Below are 19,306 nucleotides of genomic sequence, written 5' to 3'. Positions count from 1 at the left end.
GGACATCCGGCCACCCTCCCCGCTCGCTGTACGTCAGTTCCGAAATCAGCGGTCGCACTGCGACCCGTCGTACTCGTCGATCAGTGGGCCCGTCCGCCGGGCACGATCCCGCGGCCCGGGGCGAGCGAGCCGATGTCGTCGGCGGCCTGCAGGTCACCGATGAGGTAGTCGGTGGCCCCGGCGGTGAGCGCGGTGCCGATCTGGGTGGCCTCCGGGCCGAGGCCGCGCACCTGGGCGTCGACCGCCTCGTTGAACGGGCCCTCTTCGGTGGGCTGGCCGTAGCCCTCCGCGAACGTGTTGCCGTACTTGTCGCCGCCCCAGGGGCGCGCGGCTTCGATGCTCTCGATCTGCTCCAACAGGCTGTGCAGACGCTCGGCGAGACCTTCGGCCTGGCCGGCGAACTGTACGGCCCGGGCGCGGAGTCCGTCCGGTCCCTCGGTGAGATCAACGAAGCCCATCGACGTCGTCCTCCTGTCGTAGCTCGTTCCGCACGTCGGCGTCGTGCATCCGGCCCATCCGCCACAGGTCGAGCCGACCACCGCCGGAGCGGGCACGCAGATCCGCCGGCAGGCTGCGGTCCAGGATCTCGCCGGTCTTCGCCAGCACGTCGTCGGTGGCCGCACGGACCGTCGCGAGGATCGTCGCGGACAACGCGTGGGAGTTCGGCGTGCGGTAGACGCGCGGGTCGAGCTCGAGCTCGAGCAGGTGTCCACGCGGGCCGACGACGGCCTTCACGAGCCCGTCCTTCGACCACGCCGTCCCGGTGAGGCGGAGTGCGTCACGCTGCGCTCGCTCGGCGTCGCCGATCGCGGCACGCAGGTCCTTGGCCATACTGGACACTGCCGAGAAGTCGGGCCGGTCGGTCCGCGACGGATCGTTCACCCAGCCCTCCTGAGACCGGTGTTGCAGCAGTAAACAGTCAGACCGTATCGCATCCGACAAGACGCGTCCCGCGGCTCCGGGAAGCCGCCCGGCGGACGGCGGCCCGACACCGCGAGGAACTCGCGTCACGCCTCGTGGACGGTCTGATCCGGCTCGACGCCGTGGTAGTGCGCGGCCAGACGCGCCCACTCGGGCAGCGCCTCGACTTGGTCGCCGGGCAGCCGCGCCCGGGTCGACGAGGCGGGGTTGACCAGCAGCGCGTACTCCGGACCCGGCCACGCCAGTGCGAGGGCGAGCAGCGAGACCCGGACGCTCGGGACGTCGATGCCGGGCGCGGCGTCCGCCAGCCGCTGCGGGGAGGTGAAGACGCCGACGGCGGGCTCGCCCACCGGGCGGTCGGCGGAGAGCGGCAGCGCCGCCCACGGGAAGTACGGATCGTCCAGGTCGACCGTCTCCACCGGGCGCAGCGTCGGCAGCAAGACCTCGGCGAAGACGAGGAGGTCGAGCAGCAGCGGCACGTTGCCCTGCGCGAGCACCTCGGTCATCGCCTCCTCCAGCTCGTTCGCCGGCACGTCCGGGGCGTCCCCGATCTCCGTCCGCAGATCGGGGACGTCGGGACGCGCCCTGACCGTCGGCATCGGGATCTCGACGGCGCCGCTCGCGGCCTCGGCGACCGCGACGACCGGCAGCGTCGCGTCGATCGGCGTCGTGGGGTTGAGCGCCAGCCACCAGTTGGGGTCGGGCCAGTCGCGCACGAGCTGGGGGTAGTCCATCTGCAGCACCGTGTCGGCCTCCTGGCCCAGGCAGTGCGCCAGACCCTCCGGCGACGTGAACGCGAGCAGGTACGTGCGGCCGTCCCGCTCCCAGGTGACCAGCCGTCTGGCCGGTTGGCTCACCGCGGCCAGGTAGAGCGGTGCGGTGGTCACGGTCTGGAAGTACCGGGCCGGATCGGAGCGCAGCAGCGCGTGGTACATCACGATCTCCGGCTCGTTCGCCGGCCGCCACCGGTCCGGGAGTTCAGCCATGTTCGCAGCCTAACCACCGAGCCCACCGGGAACTGTCGCCCCGATGGGATACGGTGCTCACCGCCCACCGAGCCGCTTCCCTCGCGACCACCCCCACGGAGCCATGGCGCGCACGCTTCTCGTTTCGACCCGACAGCACGGGGCCTACCCCACTCTCGCGGACGCGTTGGAGATCGCCGAATCCGGCGCCACGATCTCCATCGAACCGGGGGAGTACCGGGAAACCGTGGCCGTCGCGGACTCTTCGCTCACGCTGGTCGCCCTCGGCGAGCCCGGCGCGGTCACCCTGGACGCGACCGGCCTGGGCCGTCCGGCGGTGTCGACCCGCGACGCGACCGTGACGCTGCGTGGCCTCACCCTGCGCTGCGGCGACGGGCAGACGGTGCACGCGTCCGGCGGCCGGCTGGAGCTGACCGACTGCGTGCTGTCGGCCGGTTACGGCGCCGCGATCACCGCGACCGACGGCGCGGAGCTGCGGGCCGGGTCCTGCCGGATCACCGCAGGTCAGTACGGCATCGTCTGCTCCGACGCCACCGGTGTGATCGAGGCGTGCGAGATCAGCGACGTCACCGACGACGGCATCATCGTGCGGCTCGGCGCCGACCCGACGATCCGCACCACGACGATCACGCGGAGTGGCTACCGCGGCGTCTACGTCTACCAGTCGGGCCGGCCCACGTTGGACAGTTGCGAGATCTCCCGCACCGGCGACGTCGGCGTCGCGATCGCTTACGACAGCTCCCCGACGCTGCGGTCCTGCCACGTCCACCACACGCGGGGTGTCGGCATCCTGGTCGGCAGCGGGTGCGGTGGCACGATCGAAGACTGCCGCTTCGAGGAGACCGCGGCCCCGGAGATCCTGGTCGAGCCCGGCGCGAATCCGACGATCAGCGCGGCGCGGCTGACGCCCGCGATCACGACCGAGGACGACGGGGCGCAGGCCGAGGTCGAGAAGCTACTCGGCCAGCTGGACGCGATGGTCGGGCTCGCCGCGGTCAAGAGCGAAGTCCGGGCACTCATCGACGAAATGCAGGTGAACACGTGGCGCCGGGAGGCCGGGCTGTCCGTCGGCGCCGTGAGCCACCACCTGATCTTCACCGGCGCGCCCGGCACCGGTAAGACGACGGTCGCCCGGCTCTACGGGCAGCTGCTCAAGAGCCTCGGCGTCCTGCCGGACGGGACGTTCAAGGAGGTCTCCCGCCGGGACCTGGTGGGCCAGTACATCGGCCACACCGCGGAGAAGACCGCCGCGGTCGTCGAGGAAGCGACCGGCGGCGTGCTGTTCATCGACGAGGCGTACACGCTCTCCCGGTCCAGCGGCGGCGGCGCCGACTTCGGCCAGGAGGCCGTCGACATGCTGGTGAAGCTGATGGAGGACCGCCGGGACTCGCTCGCGGTCATCGTCGCCGGTTACACCGTGGAGATGAGCGACTTCCTCGACACGAACTCCGGGTTGGCGTCCCGGTTCGCCAAGACGCTGGAGTTCGAGAACTACTCGCCGGACGAGCTGACGCTGATCGCCGGGCGGATCGCCGCCTCCGACGACTACCTGCTCGCGCCCGGTCTGGAGGACGGGCTGTTCGAGTGGTTCGCCGGCATCGACAGGGGCGCCAACTTCGGTAACGCCCGCGAGGCCCGCAAGCTGCTGGAGGGCATGCGCAAGGCGCAGTCCGGCCGGCTCCGGAAGCTCGGCCGGGTGCCGTCCCGCGACGACCTGCGCACGCTCACCCTCGACGACCTGTTGGCCGCGACCGGGTCATGAGGCTCACGCGTGCCGCGGCGGCGGCGGTCGTCCTGGGAGCGCTGCTGTTCCCGACGTCGCCCGCAGCGGCGGCGCCGGCTGCGGAGCAGTGCGCCGAGCCCGGCACCGCCATCACGCAGGTGCCCTGGGCGCAGGAGCGACAAGCGCCGGAGCGGATCTGGCCGGTCGCGGACGGCTCCGGCACCCGGGTCGCGGTGCTGGCCTCCGGAGTGGACGCCGGGCACCCGCAGCTCACCGGCCGGGTCCGCGAGGGCGAGAACTACCTGCCGGGCGAGACGTCCGGCGCCGACACCGACTGCGAGGGCGGCGGCACCCAGGTGGCCGGGGTGATCGCGGCGGCGCCCGTCCAAGGCGTCGGATTCAGCGGGCTCGCCCCTGGTGCCGCGGTGGTGCCGTACCGGGTCGCCACGTCCACGGTCGTGGAGAACGGTGAAAGCCCGGAGTCCGGCACCCCGGCCACGCTCGCCGAGGCCGTCCGGGATGCCACGGCCGCGCGCCCGGACGTCCTCGTTGTGCCGGTGGTGACCTACGTCGACGACGCCGAGCTGAAGGCCGCGGTGGCCTCCGCGGTCGCCGCCGACATCGTGGTGATCGCGGCCGTCGGGGATGCGCGCCCGTCCGGGGACGGGCCGGCGCTGCCGTACCCCGCGGCGTACGACGGGGTCGTCGGGGTCGTCGGGGTGAACCAGGACGGTGCTCTGATCGGGGACGGCAGCGCATGGCCCGCCGTCGACCTGGCCGGACCCGGCGACGGCCTGGTCTCCACGCAGATCGGCGGCGGACTGGTCGAGGTCGCCGGCAGCGCGATCGCGGCCGGCTACGTGGCGGGCACCGCCGCACTGATCCGCAGCCGCTGGCCGGACGCCAAGGCCGCCGACGTCGTGCGGCGACTCCTGGCCACCGCGACGCCGAGCGCGGCGACCACGGGCAACGGCATCGTCAACCCGGCCCAGGCCGTCACCGCGACGATGACCACGGCGTCGCCCGCCGCGCTGGACGCCGGTCCGGGAGAGGCACCGAGCGCCCAATCCGACGACCGGGGCAGCACGATCGCGCTCGTGGCCGCCGCGGTGCTGGCCGTGGCGGCGGTGCTCGGGGTGACGTTCGCGGTGGCGATCCCGCGCGGACGCAAGCGGCGTTGGCGCCCAGGACTCGCGCCGCGCCCGGCCGAGTACCCCGAGGACGACGCCCCGGCGCCCCCGCGCATGCTGTTCGAAGACTGGACCCCCAGGCACTGACGCCCCTCACGGCGACGCGCCCAATTCCCGGGAACCCCACCCCTCGGCGGCGTTCAGCGGACGGACTTTCGGGAAGGCCACCCCGCCGCGGCGTCCGGCGGGCGCTCTTTCGGGAAGGCCACCGTCCCGGGGCGCGCGTGAGGTGGTTTTTCGGGGAGGCCGTCCTTAGGGGCCGGCGGATTCCTGCGGTCGCGGCACGCCATCGGAGCGGAGCGCTCGTCGGGGAAGCGCGGAGAATTCGCTGCACTGGCGGTGACACCCGCCCGGAACGGCACGAACGCTGAGCACGAGCGCTGGCTGACACGAGGCTGGTGGGCTGGTTGTCGCGGTTTCCGGGTGCCCGCCGGATGGTTGGCGCGCTTCCCGTGCCATGGTCCGGAATGCACGACACCCACTCCGTGCGCCGCCCCGAAGGCGCGACAACCACCCCTGTCGGCACCCGGGAAGTGCGACACCCATCCCACCCGCCGTCCTGAAGGCGCGACAACCACCCCTGTCGGCACCCGGGAAGTGCGACACCCATCCCACCCGCCGTCCTGAAGGCGCGACAACCACCCCTGTCGGCACCCGGGAAGTGCGACACCCATCCCACCCGCCGTCCTGAAGGCGCGACAACCACCCCTGTCGGCACCCGGGAAGTGCGACACCCATCCCACCCGCCGTCCTGAAGGCGCGACAACCACCCCTGTCGGCACCCGGGAAGTGCGACACCCATCCCACCCGCCGTCCTGAAGGCGCGACAACCACCCCTGTCGGCACCCGGGAAGTGCGACACCCATCCCACCCGCCGTCCTGAAGGCGCGACAACCATCCGCGGCCCCGCACGGAATGGGCGCCAACCATTGCGGCGCAAGGCCCTCGCGGGCACTTTTCGGGAACGCCACCCCTCAGCGGCGTCCAGCGGGTGGATTTTCGGGAAGACCACCCGTGCGGCGCGGGCGTGAGGTGGTTGTCGGGAAGACCACCGCTAAGCAGCGCCTGAGAGGTTGTCTTTCGGGAAACCGCCGCCGCCAGCCCCGCCAGCCCCCGCCCCACCCGCCGGTGGCGCGGAAGCCTGCCGCGCCCGGCTGGTTGCGCGCAACGGCGAACGCCCCGGCGCGCTCGGGGGCGCGCCGGGGCGGGGACGACCGGGCTCAGGCCGTGCCGAAGCGGTTCGCCACGCTCTGGTCCAGCGACTTCATGTTGATCCCGGCGTCGCCGACCTTCGTGGACAGCGACCGCAGGGTCACCGCCATCTCGTTCGCGCCGGAGTGCCACTTCGCGCTCTGGGCCTGGAACGCGGCGGCACCTTCGCTGCCGCCCCATCCGTTGGCGAGCAGGTTCCGGAACACCGCGTCGACCTCGTCGAGGTTCGCATTCATCTGCGCGACGAACGCCTCGATCGCGCCCGAGACGCTCGAGATGCCTTCGTAGTTGTAGAGCAGATCATCGGCTTCGTACGGCATGGGTACTCCTCCGCTCAGCCGTTGGTCAGCGCCGTGACGACGCTGCCGCTACCGGGGTTGTAGGCGTTGCCGACCGTCTGGATCTCGCGCGCGATCTCCTGGTCGGAGGTGCCGTAGTCGGCGGAGGCGGCGTTGACGTTGCCCGACATCGTGTTCAGCGCGGTGAGGATCTGCTTGAGCTGCTCGCCGAGCTGCGCGGAGACGCCCTGGAGCGCGGAACCGCCGCCGCCTTGGAACGAGGCCCCACCCTCGGACTGGATCGTGTACAGCAGGTTGGTCAGCTGACCCGCGATACCTTCACCGACGTTCTCCGCTTTCTGCGCGGCGTCGATGAGCATCTGCGGAGTGACATTCATTGCCATGGCCGAGTCACCTCGTTCTGCCTTCCATTCCGGATACTTGCGAGCCGGTCCAGAACGGACGGACCGGTCGTATTCGGACGGAGGTCGCCACCGCGCCGACCACCGCCGTTGCCTAACCTAGACACCAGACGCAACTTTGGGACCGCTTTTCCCATCTGTCGCATGATTGCTGATCACCGTTCACCGGGCGAGGCGGGAAGAACGGCGGACTCGGGGGAGAGCGCGGGCCCGGCCGGTACCCGGTCGAGCACCGCGGCCGGCAGCGTGGCGGCGTTCCCGGCGTCGTAGCCGAGCGTGCCGAGCGTCTCCGCCGAGCTCACTGGGAACCGCACCCCGAGGTCGGTGACGACGCTGTACGTTCCGGTCTCCCGGGCGCGGACCACGGCCACCGACCCGCCGGGTACGAGGATCCGATCGGCGAGCACCGCACCGTCGCCGGTCCGGGCGGTGGTGGGGGTGCCGGCCTCCGGGTCGCCACCGTCGGGCAGCACCGCGACCGTGGGAGGCCCGTCCTCGCCCTCGAACGCCGCGCACACGCCGAACCCGGCCGGGGCGTCCGCGAGCTTCGGTGACCGGGTGGGCGCCTGCTGGTCGGCGGGGGAGTCGGACTCCAGCCGGTTACTCTTGCGCGCGGCGGTGATCTCCGCGGCCGGCACCGGCTCCGGCTCGACCGCCCGGCCGGCCCGCAGCAGATCCAGCTGGAGGGCGGAGAGCCGGGCGAGCCCGTCGTCGAGAACCAGGTAGTCGGTCTCGCCGCTGTCCCGCCGGTCCGCGAGGACGTCGCCGACGTCGCGGCCCGGGACGGCGGTGGACTCCTCGCCGGCGTCCGGGACCTTGATCTCCCGGATCGGGTCACCCTCGGGCAGCGTGTCCAGCCAGGCGCTGCCCACCTCGGTCGCGCGCGTGCCGCTGCCGAACAGCGCGCTCGGCACTGTCGCGCCGACCAGTTCGTAGCGGTGCCCGTGCCAGACCAGGTACTCGGCGCGGGTGTCGGCGTTTCGCAGGTAGAGGCCGGTCTCCCCGAGCGGCCGGGCGGACGCCGCGCGACCTCCGACCAACAGCGAGGTGATCATCGTGTTCTGCCCGGCGGAGGTCCGGGCCGGCAGTGCGCACGCCGTCCACACGCTCGCCAGCACGGCCTTGCGGTTCGGCAGCGCGGTGGGGGCGCCGGGGATCCCGACCAGCAGCCCGCGCGGCACGTCCCGCAGCGAGTTGCGCGGCACGGTGAACGTCTTCGGCGGCGTCTGCCCGGCGAGCAGCAGCGCACTGGTGTAGTTCAGCGCCGGGGTCAGCGTGCCGTCGAGGTAAACGAATGCCGCGCCGGTCTCCTTCTCCACGACGACCGCGTTGTCGACCTTCCAGCGGGCGCTGCCGGTCTTCGTCAGCAGGCCGTAGATCCCGAACGCGGCCGCAACGATGACCGTCACCATCAGTCCGACGAACGCCGCGCCGACCCCGCGGCGCAGCGGCGATTGCGCCGGGTCGGTCTCCCGCATGATCAGCGCGGAGATCGCCCGCTGCAGCATGAACTGGTAGGAGTGCAGCTGATCCTTGCGCGAGGCCATGCCGGCTCAGCCACCCAGCGAGGCGAAGAGCCCCTGGACGTAGCTGTAGAAGCCGGTCAGCAAGCAGGCAATCGGCAGCAGCGACACCAGCAGCAGGACGTCGAGGATGTCGGCGAACCGCCCCACGTACGGCGACGGCGGACGCCGGCTGTAGAGCAGCCCGGCGCCCAGCACCGCGCCGCCCACGAGCAGCGCCACCGGGACGGTCACCAGCACCGGGAACGACAGCGCGAACCCGGTGAACAGCAGACCGAGACCGAGGATGCCGCCGGTCAGCAGCGGGATCCGCTGCCGTGGGGTCGGGAACAGCCGTCCGCGCAGCAGCAGCGCCGCGGACGCCACCGCGACCAGGATCAGCGCGGACGTCTTCGGGCTCCCGGTCAGTACCCACGCGGACGAGACGCTGGTGACGCTGACCGCCAGCAACAGGCCGGTGAGGACCTCGTCGGCGCGGGCGACGGCGGCGAACACCTCGGCCCGCTGCGGAACCGGGTCGTCCCGGAGCATCTCCTCGGTCCGCTGCGGCAGCACCGGCATCGGGAGCTTCCCGATCCGCATCGACAGCAGCGGATACGCGGGCAGCAGCGTGATCGCGATCGTGAGGACGATCGCCGCGACGCCCGCCGTCGACATGTCGGTCCACAGTGCGAGCAGCCCACCGACGACGCCGAGCAGTCCGGCGGCGACCCCGCCGACGAAGACCCGGCCCCAGGCACCGACGCCGAGGTACCCGATGACCCCCGCGGTGGCCAACGCCACCGAGCCGAGCAGCAGGTGCGCCGTCCCCAGCTCGTCGAGCTCGGTGCCGCGCGGCGCCACCAGGATGGCGCCACCGACGGCGGCGTAGACCAGCCCCGGCCCGGCGACCGCGGCACCGGCCACCGCGTCACCGGCGGCTCGGGCCAGGACGGTGCCGACGATGCAGAGCAGCAGCGCGACCCCGAGCGCCAATCCGCCGGGCAGCGCCCACGGCGGTCCGGACGACAGGATTCCGAGGACGCCGAGGAGCAGCGTGACGGTTCCGACCGCGAGCGCGCACCGCCGGGTCGCCGGGCCACCCCACGAGCGTCCGTAGCGGCGGGCACCGCTGGCGATCGCCTCGACGACGTCGTCGTACTCGAGCTCCGGCCAGTCGGCCCGGCGCGGGACGAGGTGCAGTACGTCACCGTCGCGGACGCCTTGCCCGGCCAGATTGCGGTCGCCGGCCAGCCGCGTGCCGGTGGACGTGCGGAGAGCCCAGCCGCCGTGTCGCTCTCCGTCGTCGGCCGCGCCCTCGCCGGCGTGCAGCAGCAAGCTGGGCAGCAGTTCCGCGACCGCGAGATCCTCGGGTAATGCGACGTCGATCCGGCGCTTGGGCGTGCTGACCGTGACGCGAGCCAGCCCGGTTCCGACGGGGACCGTCACGCTGTGCTACCTCCGGACAGAGCGATGAGCCGTATCGACGGGGCCAACGTAGCAGCAGGCATCTGATAGCTATCGTGCACTCTGTGCACTCCGTGCTTCCCGGCGTGAGAGAGGAAACTGCGTGTCCTCGGTGATCGTGAAGCGTCCGCCGCGGCAGCCCGCGCCGGACCTCCCGGCGGGCGAGGTCGTGCTCGACCCGCCGCCCGAGGCGCCGCAGCCGAACAACCAGGCCTGGTCCCGCCTGATGATGATCATGCCGATGGGCGCCGGGGCCGCCGCGATGGGCCTGATGGTGGGCGGCGGACGCGGCGGCGCGCTGGCGTACGTCGCCGGTGGCCTCTACGGCGTCTCGATCCTCGGCATGATCGCCGCCCAGCTCGCCAACCAGAGCGGCGGGCAGAGCAAGCGGGAGATGGTCGAGGCCAGGCGGCAGTACCTGCGCCGCCTCTCCCAGCTGCGCGCCGCGGTGCGGGACACGATCCGCCAGCAGCGCGAGGCGATGTTCTACCGGCACCCGGACCCGGACGCGCTCTGGTCCACCGCGCTGAGCACGCGCCTGTGGGAGCGACGCCCCGCCGACGGCGACTTCGGCGTCGTCCGGATCGGACGCGGCGCGCAGGAGATCGCGACGCCGCTGGTCCCGCCGGAGACCCGCCCGGTCGACGAACTGGAGCCGCTCTGCGCGAGCGCGTTACGCCGCTTCGTCACCACCTACTCGGTGGTCCCCGACCTCCCGGTCGCGATGGCGCTGCGCGGTTTCTCCCACGTCCACCTGCGGGGTGACGCCGAGCGGGTGCAGGGCATGGTGCGCGCGCTCATCGCCCAGCTGGCCACGTTCCACGCGCCGGAGGAGGCGCTGATCGCCTTCTGCGTCTCCGATCGCCAGCGCCCGCACTGGGAGTGGGCGAAGTGGCTGCCGCACGCGCTGCACCCCACCCGGACCGACGCGGTCGGCCCGGTCCGGCTGGTCGCGCCGTCGGTCACCGCGCTGGAGGCGATGCTCGACGACGTCCTGGCCCACCGCTCCCGCTTCAACCCGGGTGCACCGCCGAGTGCGGGCGTCCACCTGCTCGTCGTGATCGACGGCGGCACGACGCTCGGCTCGGACCACCTGATGGCCGAGGGCGGCGTCGAGGGCGTCACGATCCTCGACTTGGGTGCCGCGCCGCCACGGGTGCTCGATCCGTCGACGATCGTCCTGGACGTCGACACCGACGGCACGCTCTCCAGCACGACGATGGACGGCCGGGCGGAGATCGGCCCCGCCGACCAGCTCGGCCAGACCGAGCTGGGGGCGCTGGTGCGGCGGCTCGCGCCGCTGCGGCTCTCCGCGGCGTCGGTGGCCGAGACCCCGCTCACCGGTGAGCTCGGCCTCGCCGAGCTGCTCGACCTCGGTGACCCGTACGAGTTCAACGTGCAGCAGGCCTGGGCGGCCCGCCCCAACCGGGACCGGCTGCGGGTGCCGATCGGCGTGAACCCGGACGGCCGCCCGGTGGAGCTGGACCTCAAGGAATCCGCGCTGGACGGGATGGGGCCGCACGGCCTGCTGGTCGGCGCGACCGGCTCCGGCAAGAGCGAACTGCTGCGGACGCTCGTGCTGGCGCTGGCCGCCACCCACTCGTCCGAGACGCTCAACTTCGTCCTCGTCGACTTCAAGGGCGGTGCGACGTTCACCTCGCTCGACCGGCTGCCGCACACCAGCGCGGTGATCACGAACCTCTCCGACGAACTCTCGCTGGTCGACCGCATGCAGGACGCGATCTCCGGCGAGCTGATCCGACGCCAGGAGCTGCTGCGCCAGGCCGGCAAGTACGACTCCCAGCGCGACTACGAGCGGGCCCGCGCCAGCGGCGTGCCGCTCGCGCCGCTGCCGAGCCTGCTGATCATCTGTGACGAGTTCAGCGAGCTGCTCACCGCGAAACCCGACTTCATCGACATGTTCGTCCAGATCGGACGCGTCGGCCGCTCGCTCGGCGTCCACCTGCTGCTGGCGTCGCAGCGACTGGAGGAGGGCCGCCTGCGCGGCCTGGACTCCCACCTGTCCTACCGGGTCGGCCTGCGGACGTTCTCCTCCATGGAGAGCCGGACCGTGCTCGGTGTCCCGGACGCCTACGAGCTGCCCCGGTCGCCCGGCAACGGCTACCTCAAGGCAGGCACCGAGGGCCTTGTCCGGTTCAAAGCGGCCTACGTCTCCGGCCGGTACACCCGCGGGAAGGAGCGGCCGCGGACGATCGCCGCGACCGTCGACCCGGTGCAGCTCTACACCAGCCGCTACCAGGCCGCGACCAGCACCGAGCCGGAGCCGGCGCCGGTGGCCCCCGACCCCGACGAGCACACCCCGCACGGCGAGACGCTGCTGCGGGTGCTCGTCGAACGCCTCGCCGGAGTCGGCGTCCCGGCCCACCAGGTGTGGCTGCCGCCGCTGACCGAGCCGCCGACCCTCGACCAGTTGTTGCCGCCGCTGGTCAGCGATCCGGTCCGCGGGCTGACCGTCGCCGCCCCGGAGCGCCAGGGCGCGCTGCACGGCGTCGTCGGCCTCATCGACCGGCCGTTCGACCAGCGGCGGGACGTGCTCGACGTCGACCTCGCCGGCGCCAACGGGAACCTGATCGTGGCCGGGGCGCCGCAGTCCGGAAAAACCACGCTGTTGCGAACGCTGGTGGCCGGGTTGGCGCTGACCCACACGCCGGCCGAGGCCCAGTTCTACTGCCTGGACTTCGGCGGCGGCGGCCTGGCGGCCCTGCGCGAGCTACCGCACCTGGGCGGCGTCGCGAGCCGGCGGGACGTCGACGCGGTCCGGCGCACGATCGCCGAGATGCACACCCTGCTCACCGCCCGCGAGCAGCTGTTCACCGTGCACGGCATCGACGGCATGGCCACCTACCGGCGGCGCAAGCGCCAAGGCCTGCACGCCGAGGACGCGTTCGGCGACGTGTTCCTCGTCGTCGACGGTTGGGGCACGCTGCGCACCGAGTTCGAGGACCTGGAGCCGGTGCTGACCGACCTGGCGCAGCGCGGGCTCGGCTACGGCGTCCACCTGCTCGCGTCGGTCAGCCGCTGGATGGAGCTGCGACCGGCGGTGCGGGACATGTTCGGCACCCGGCTGGAGCTGCGGCTCGGCGACCCGTCGGACTCCGGGATCAACCGGCGCGCGGCGCTCAACGTCCCGAAGGACGCCACCGGTCGCGGCCTGACGCCGGACGCGATGCACTTCCTCACCGGCCTGCCGCGGATCGACGGCCACGCCGACCCGTCCAACCTCAGCGACGGCGTCGCGAAGCTGGTCCAGCGCATCCGGAACGACTGGCAGGGTGCCCCGGCGCCGGCCGTCCGCCTGCTGCCGTCGCTCCTGCCGTACCACGCGCTGCCGCCGGCGACCGCGGACACCGCACGTGGGCTGCCGATCGGCATCGCGGAGGCGGACCTGACCGCGGTGCGACTGGACTTCGACGCGGAGCCGCACGCGCTGCTGCTCGGCGACGTCGAGTGCGGCAAGAGCACGTTCCTGCGCTGCCTGGCCCGGACGATCACCGACCGGTACGAGCCGAAGCAGGCGCGGATCATCCTGCTGGACTACCGGCGCAGCCTGCTCGGCTCGATCAGCTCCGACCACCTGATCGGCTACGGCACGTCGGCGGCGGTCACCGCCGACCTGGTCGACCAGGTCGTCACCGTGATGAAGAGCCGCCTGCCGGGCCCGGACGTCACGCCCGAACAGCTGCGCACCCGCAGCTGGTGGAGCGGTCCGGACCTGTTCCTGCTGGTCGACGACTACGACCTGATCGTCAACGGGCCGAACAACCCGCTGCTGCCGCTGCTGGAGTACCTGGCGCAGGGGCGTGACATCGGGCTGCACGTCGTGGTCACCCGGCGGGTCGGCGGCGCGGCGCGGGCACTCTACGACCCGTTCCTCGGCCGCATCCGCGAGCTGGCGTCGCCGGGCATCCTGATGTCCGGGCCGCGCGAGGAGGGTCCGCTGTTCGGCAACCTCAAGCCCCGGCCACTGCCGCCGGGACGCGGGTGGCTGGTCACCCGCCGCGGAGGCAACCAGCTCGTCCAGTTGGCCCATCTCCCGGCTGACTGACCGAACTTTAACGTTAGTTGACGAAGTGAGCAGAGTGGCGGGAGAAGCCGCGGGCAGCATCTAGGCTCGCGGGAACGGGGAAACGGGGAAGGAGGACTGACTGATGGCCGACGAGGATCTCCGCGTCGACCCGCAGGCGGTCAGTAACTACGGCTGGGACGTGTTCAAGCAGTCGATGACCGCGGGGATGCCGATCAGCACCAAGTTGTCCACCGTGGAGGTCGACAGCTCGGGGGCGTTTTCCGGCCTGTCCGGCTTCGACGCCGGGATTTTCGCCGAAGGCCCGGTGATGCAGGCCGCGATGGAGAAGCAGTCGTACGCGTTCAGCGCGTTCGTCGCCGACATGACCCGCGGGCTGATGGCGATCGGCAACGCGGCGAACGTCTGCGCGCACGCCTACAACGCCGGCGACGTCGAGTCCGCGGAGAAGATGAACCTCCTCGGGTACGCGTTCGCCACCGATCCCGACGCGAAGGCGCCGCCCGGGATGCCGAAGTCGGTGACCGGCGAGACGCTGCTCGACCTGGCGATGAAGAACCAGGGCGGTGAGCAGCCCGAGGTGCTCAGCAATCCCAACGGCGGCACGACCGCGCAGGTCTACGGCTCCGGCTGGCTGACGACGTACTCCGACGGCTCGTCGAAGATGGTCCACAGTGAGCCCGTCCCCGGGGTGCCGGGCGCGTCGATGGCGGTCACCACGCTCACCGGTCCGAACGGTCAGGTGATCAGCACCACGACCACCCGCACCAAGTACTCGGCCGACGGAACGTCCAGCGAGTACTACCGGAAAGAGGTCAGAGCGGGCGCGCAGACCGAGGGAGCCGACGGTAAGACGCAGAAGATGCCCGACACCACGGTGACCACCGAGACCAGCCCCGCGGCCGACGGCGGCAAGGTCATCACTCAGACGACGCAGGTCGGCGACAAGGATCCGGAGGTCCGGACCCAGAAGGTCGACCCCCTCCCGGCACAGACGAACGCTATCGAGGACGGTCCGCTGCAGAAGGCGCAGGAAGAGTTGGGCCCCGACGCCGGGAAGGTCGACTGGCGCAAGGGCTACCAGGGCGTGAAGGCACCGGGCTAGGTCGAGGAGCCGCCATGGGGGACGACAAGTACTACGGCTACAGCTCAGGCGAGAACGAGCAGCTCGCGGACCTGCGGGTCCAGGGGCGCCGTATGGGCGAGAACTTCACCGAGTACGGCGACAGCTCGGTGGGGTCGCAGCACTTCCAGGACTACCAGCAGACCTACAAGCCGACCGGTAACCCGTCCGAGTCGATGACGCAGGAGTCCTACGACTACTACAACAAGAAGGACGGTTACGGGCGCACCGGCGCGTCCGGATCCGGTATCGAGGCGATCTACAAGCGGATCATGGGTCAGAAGCCGGAGAAGGTCCAGGCGCTGATCCACCACTGGAAGACCATCGCCGAGAACCTGCGCACGGTGGGCGACACGCTCAAGCAGCAGAGCGACGGCGTCTCGAAGTCCTGGAAATCGCCGGGCGCGCAGCAATTCCTGGCGCTGGGGCCCGGTGCCGCGCTGAAGTCGATCAACGACTGGCAGGAGGCCGCCGACCAGACCGCGGCCGCGCTCGGAGTGGTGCTGAGTGCGCTGACTGCCAAGCAGGCCGAGATCGGCAGGCTGTACAAGCAGTACCTCGACGAGGTGGCGGCGTGGCACAAGGAGCTCGAGATCAAGGGCCCGGAGGAGGTGAAGAACGCCGAGGACCTCTACACCAAGCACCTCGCCGAGATGCACCAGAAGTACACGTACCCCGCCCAGGTGATCGAGAGTTCGTTGGGCGACGCCTACTGGGACGGCTACAACGGCGTCGTCAGCAGTACGCCGGGCATCTACGAGGGACCGACGAACGCGGTCGTCGCGCCGCCGGGGCTCTTCCTCGATGCGCCGACCCTGCCGGGCGGCGTGCCCGGAGGACCGGCACCGGTCGTCCCACCGGGCCTGACACCGCCGACGCCGGTGAACGCGCTGAACGTGAAGCCGCCCGCGCCGGCCCCGCCGATCGCGCCGGGCAAGGCCCCGGTGGGGCCGGTGACGCCGGTCGTGCCGGTGAACGCGACGCCGCCGCCGCCCGTCGCGCCGCCCGCGGTGGGGCCGGTCGGCCCGGGTGTGCCGCCGGTGGCGCCTACCGTGCTACCGCCGAGCACGATCCTGCCGCCCAAGGCCCCCGGGGTCGGCCCCGCTCCGGTACCCGGGCAGCCGGCCCTGCCGACGCCACCGCTCGCGCCGGCGAAACCGCCCGTCAACGTGGCCAAGGCCATGGTCAAGGGCGTGCTCAAGCCCGGCGTGCCCGGCGGCGCGCCGGGTGCGCCGAACCTGCCGATGATGCCGGGCCGCACGACGCCGAACGTGCCGAGTCCGATGCCGCCGGGAGGGCGTGCGGCCGGCGACCCGCGGTCGCGGCTGGCCCGGCCGGTACTGGGCGGCTCCGGCCCGCGTGACCCCGGGGCACCACCACCGCCGATGCCCAACGCCGGGCGGCGTCCGACCACTCCGAACGGGCCCGGCGGGCTACACGGTTTCCGGGCCGGTGGTCCGGGAGGTCCGGGCGGACCGGGTGGGCTGCCACCGTCCCCGTTCGGCGGACCGCGTCAAGCGGCGCCGCCGGTCCTCGTCGGACGCACCGGGCCGAGGCGGCCCGGGGTCCCCGGACTCGGCGGCCCCGGGAGCACCGACCGACCGGCCGGGCTGGCGCCGCCGCCGCCCGGTGCGACGCGGCCGGTGCTGGACCGCCGGGACGCGCCTCCGCCGCCCCCGCCGGGGCGGGAGCGTCCGGCGCGGCCGCAGACGTTCCGTCCGGGGCCGGCGAATCCGTTCGGCGCGTCGCGGCTCACGATGCCGGCGACTCCGGTGCTCAACCAGGCGATCGGACACCGCCCGGCGTCCGCTTTGCCGGTCGGCGTTCCGGACGCGCTGCGAGGCGCCGCGCCGGGTGGAGCGGACGGTCCGACGGGTGCGGAGCGGCCGGTGTTCCAGGCCGACCTGGCAGCCCGGCACCACGGCGCCGACCCGCTGGTCGGCACGCCGGCGGACGCTCCGGTGACCCCGGACGGAGTGCCGGTCGTGCGGGACGAGGACGTGTTCGCGCCGGTCACGCCGGGCGGGCCGGTCCTGGCGCACGGCAGCACCCCGAAGGAGTACGAACCGTCCGAGCGGGTGGCGCTCCCGGGCCAGAGCACCTGACGCGTGCGCGCGTGACCCACCGATCGGTGGGTCACGCGCGCAGGCTCGGGTCAGGACAGCAGCGAGTCCTTCGGTCCGGTGCTGCCGGCCGGGTAGTCCTGCAGCGGGACGGCACCGGTCCGCCACGCCGCGAGTACCGGCTCGACGATGTGCCAGCAGGTCTCGGCGGTGTCACCGCGCACCGAGAGCGTCGGATCGTCGTCGAGCACGCCGCGCAGCACCTCTCCGTATGGCGGCAGCTCGCCGGGGCCGAACTCCGACCCCAGCGTCACCGGGTCGAGCACGAACGGGTCGCCGGGGCCGTTGATGTTGATGTCCAGGTCGATGCGGTCCGGGGTGAACCCGATCCGCAGCCGGTCGGGCTGCTCCGGACCGGTGAGCCCGTCCGGCGTGCGCGGCGGCTCCTTGAACGTGATCACGGCTTCCTTGCGCTTGCTGCCGACGGCCTTGCCCGAGCGCAGCCGGAACGGGACGCCCGCCCACCGCCAGGTGTCGACCGCCACCACCATCTCGGCGAGCGTCTCGGTCTGCCGGGCGGGGTCCACCCCGGGCTCGTCGGCGTACGCGGGGAGGAGCCGGTCGCCGATCTGTCCGGAGGTGTAACGGGCGCGGCGGCTCCAGTCCACCGGGTCGTCGTCCCAGACCCGGGTCGCGCGGAGTACCTGAGCCTTGCGGTCCCGGAACTCGTGGGCGGCGAGGCTGGGCGGTGCGTCCATGGTGAGCAGCGCCAGGATCTGCAGCAGGTGGCTCTGGACCATGTCCATCAGCGCGCCGGCCCCGTCGTAGTAGCCGGCCCGCGACTCCAGCCCGAGGTCCTCGTCGAAGACGATGTCGACGGACGCCACGTGGACGTTGCTGAGCAGCGGTTCGACGATCCGGTTGGCGAAGCGCAGCCCGAGGATGTTCAGCACGGTCGACTTGCCGAGGAAGTGGTCGATCCGGTGGATCTGACCTTCCGGCACGAGCTGGTTCAGCAGCTCGTTCAGCGCGTGTGCGGAGTCCGCGTCGACGCCGAACGGCTTCTCGCACACCAGCCGGGTGCGGGGCGGCAGCCCGACGTCCTTCATCGCGGCGCACGCCTTGGCGGTCACCGACGGGGGCAGGGCGAAGAACACGACGATCTCGCCCTGGCAGGCGTCGAGCAGCCGCCGCAGGTCCGCGCCGTGCGTCACGTCGGCGCGCAGGTACCGAGAGGCTGCGGCGACCGCCTCCGCCCGGTCGCCGGACGCGCCGAGCGCGGCGAACGACTCCCGTACGCGAGTCCGCCAGCGCTCGTCGTCCCAGTCGTCGGTGCCGGCGCCGAGCAGCGTGAGGTTCTCGGCGCCACCGGTGTCCACGAGGCGTCCGAGGCCGGGCAGGAGCAGCCGCGCGGTGAGGTCACCGCTGGCGCCGAGGATCAGCAGCGTCTGGCGTGTGTCAGTGGCCGTCATGGCGTGGCAATGCCCGGCGCGGCCGGACGGTATGCGCTCAGCGGGCGGGCACCGGGGCGTCGTAGCGGCGCGGGGGCCCGAACTGGGCCCGCTCGATCCGGGTCGGCTGCGTCCAGACGTACCGCGGATCACCCTCGTCGAAGAGCGCGAGCATGTCGTTCTGGAGGTTGCGCACCAGGGCGTGCGACTCCCGGCTCAGGCCCAGCAGCGGCGTTCCCGCGGTCGCCTCCTCCGGCTCCAGACGCTGCACCGCGACCAGGCTCGCCTCCCGGATCGCCGGGAACGCGTACGCGGTGAGCTGCTCCACCACCGACAGCTGGGCCTGCCACGGCCCGAGCGTCCCGCGGACGGTGCCGGTCAGCGCGTTGCCGTCCCGGACGACGAGGACCGGCGCGTGCGGCGACGACGGGGCTCCGAACGGCGCGTCCAGCGGGCGGACCACGACCCGCTCGTCGGAGCCGGTGGCCCACCGGCCGAACCCGGTCCAGGCCTCCGGACGTCCGGTGAGGACGGTGACGGACGCGCCGAGGGCGAGCGTCCGGAACACCAGGACGCGGGCCGCCCACAACCCGCCGACCAGCGCCATCCGGGTCGGCTCCGGTTGGAACAGGCGCGCGGTGGCGACGGTGTCGTCCTTGTCGAACCCGATGACCAGGCCGGACGCGGTGCCCGGCGGGCGCAGCCGGCGCAGCGCCGCGCCGCTGGCGACGTGCGCGCCGACGGCCAGCCGGGGGAGCAGCCCGAGCCAGCGGGCCCGGCGGCGGCGCCCGTTGGGCTCGACGGTGGCGCTGTAGACGGTGCCGGTGGGAGTCTGCGGTGGGTCCGGGGGTGCGCTCGGGACCGCGGCGGCGACCGTCGCCGGTGGCGCGGCGAGCGACGCCGCCGAGGCGCGGGCGGGCGCG

14 protein-coding genes are annotated in these 19,306 nt (G+C 72.7%); 5 read left to right on the top strand and 9 right to left on the bottom strand.

All coding sequences use genetic code 11. The features are described from left to right. Positions 1 to 80 precede the first annotated feature (80 nt). The 3 genes from ABEB28_RS42160 to ABEB28_RS42150 all read right to left on the bottom strand — a co-directional run bounded on the left by ABEB28_RS42160 (position 81) and on the right by ABEB28_RS42150 (position 1,907). On the bottom strand, positions 81 to 458 hold the full coding sequence (locus tag ABEB28_RS42160; protein WP_345733935.1) for a hypothetical protein: 378 nt from the start codon (positions 456 to 458) through the stop codon (positions 81 to 83). Further along, positions 445 to 882: a YbaB/EbfC family nucleoid-associated protein gene (locus tag ABEB28_RS42155; RefSeq protein WP_345733934.1), complete on the bottom strand. Its 438-nt coding sequence runs from the start codon at positions 880 to 882 to the stop codon at positions 445 to 447. The genes ABEB28_RS42160 and ABEB28_RS42155 overlap by 14 nt, the downstream gene beginning before the upstream one ends. Positions 883 to 1,007: 125 nt before the next feature. Then, positions 1,008 to 1,907: an SseB family protein gene (locus ABEB28_RS42150; RefSeq protein ID WP_345733933.1), complete on the bottom strand. Its 900-nt coding sequence runs from the start codon at positions 1,905 to 1,907 to the stop codon at positions 1,008 to 1,010. Positions 1,908 to 2,010: 103 nt separating this feature from the next. Here ABEB28_RS42150 and ABEB28_RS42145 point away from each other — a divergent pair, with 103 nt between their 5' ends. Both ABEB28_RS42145 and ABEB28_RS42140 read left to right on the top strand, forming a co-directional pair. Next, on the top strand, positions 2,011 to 3,669 hold the full coding sequence (locus ABEB28_RS42145) for a right-handed parallel beta-helix repeat-containing protein (RefSeq protein WP_345733932.1): 1,659 nt from the start codon (positions 2,011 to 2,013) through the stop codon (positions 3,667 to 3,669). Next, the gene (locus tag ABEB28_RS42140) at positions 3,666 to 4,907 is read left to right on the top strand and encodes a S8 family serine peptidase (protein ID WP_345733931.1); all 1,242 of its coding nucleotides are present in this window, start codon (positions 3,666 to 3,668) and stop codon (positions 4,905 to 4,907) included. Before ABEB28_RS42145 ends, ABEB28_RS42140 begins: the two co-directional genes overlap by 4 nt. Before the next feature lie 1,133 nt (positions 4,908 to 6,040). Here ABEB28_RS42140 and ABEB28_RS42135 read toward each other — a convergent pair. From ABEB28_RS42135 to eccD, 4 genes are all read right to left on the bottom strand, one after another. Further along, on the bottom strand, positions 6,041 to 6,352 hold the full coding sequence (locus tag ABEB28_RS42135; protein WP_345733930.1) for a WXG100 family type VII secretion target: 312 nt from the start codon (positions 6,350 to 6,352) through the stop codon (positions 6,041 to 6,043). 14 nt (positions 6,353 to 6,366) lie between these two features. After that, positions 6,367 to 6,714 (bottom strand): WXG100 family type VII secretion target, encoded by a 348-nt coding sequence (locus tag ABEB28_RS42130; RefSeq protein ID WP_345733929.1) that lies wholly within the window; start codon positions 6,712 to 6,714, stop codon positions 6,367 to 6,369. A 173-nt stretch (positions 6,715 to 6,887) separates the two neighbouring features. Then, on the bottom strand, positions 6,888 to 8,279 hold the full coding sequence (gene eccB / locus ABEB28_RS42125) for a type VII secretion protein EccB (RefSeq protein ID WP_345733928.1): 1,392 nt from the start codon (positions 8,277 to 8,279) through the stop codon (positions 6,888 to 6,890). Between the two features lie 6 nt (positions 8,280 to 8,285). After that, positions 8,286 to 9,683 carry a type VII secretion integral membrane protein EccD gene (gene eccD / locus ABEB28_RS42120; RefSeq protein ID WP_345733927.1) on the bottom strand — a complete coding sequence of 466 codons (1,398 nt, stop codon included), beginning with the start codon at positions 9,681 to 9,683 and terminating at the stop codon, positions 8,286 to 8,288. A gap of 121 nt (positions 9,684 to 9,804) precedes the next feature. Between eccD and eccCa the strand changes: the two genes are divergently transcribed. The 3 genes from eccCa (at position 9,805) to ABEB28_RS42105 (ending at position 16,974) form a co-directional block, all read left to right on the top strand. Beyond that, entirely contained in the window at positions 9,805 to 13,767 is a 3,963-nt protein-coding gene (eccCa, locus tag ABEB28_RS42115; RefSeq protein WP_345733926.1) for a type VII secretion protein EccCa, read from the top strand. A gap of 103 nt (positions 13,768 to 13,870) precedes the next feature. Then, positions 13,871 to 14,851 carry a hypothetical protein gene (locus tag ABEB28_RS42110; protein ID WP_345733925.1) on the top strand — a complete coding sequence of 327 codons (981 nt, stop codon included), beginning with the start codon at positions 13,871 to 13,873 and terminating at the stop codon, positions 14,849 to 14,851. Between the two features lie 14 nt (positions 14,852 to 14,865). Further along, positions 14,866 to 16,974 (top strand): WXG100 family type VII secretion target, encoded by a 2,109-nt coding sequence (locus ABEB28_RS42105; protein ID WP_345733924.1) that lies wholly within the window; start codon positions 14,866 to 14,868, stop codon positions 16,972 to 16,974. Between the two features lie 50 nt (positions 16,975 to 17,024). On the opposite strand, the gene ABEB28_RS42100 is transcribed toward ABEB28_RS42105, so the two are convergent. Together ABEB28_RS42100 and ABEB28_RS42095 are read right to left on the bottom strand one after the other, a co-directional pair. Then, positions 17,025 to 18,404, bottom strand: a complete 1,380-nt coding sequence (locus ABEB28_RS42100) for a glucose-6-phosphate dehydrogenase (RefSeq protein WP_345733923.1) — start codon at positions 18,402 to 18,404, stop codon at positions 17,025 to 17,027. Between the two features lie 37 nt (positions 18,405 to 18,441). Then, the coding region (locus ABEB28_RS42095; protein ID WP_345733922.1) for a hypothetical protein at positions 18,442 to 19,306 on the bottom strand (865 nt) is incomplete at its 5' end.

The sequence above is a fragment of the Cryptosporangium minutisporangium genome (genome assembly GCF_039536245.1).
GTDB lineage: Bacteria > Actinomycetota > Actinomycetes > Mycobacteriales > Cryptosporangiaceae > Cryptosporangium > Cryptosporangium minutisporangium.
The sequence above is the reverse complement of the archived record's forward strand: the minus strand, read 5'-3'. Positions and strand labels throughout refer to the sequence as shown.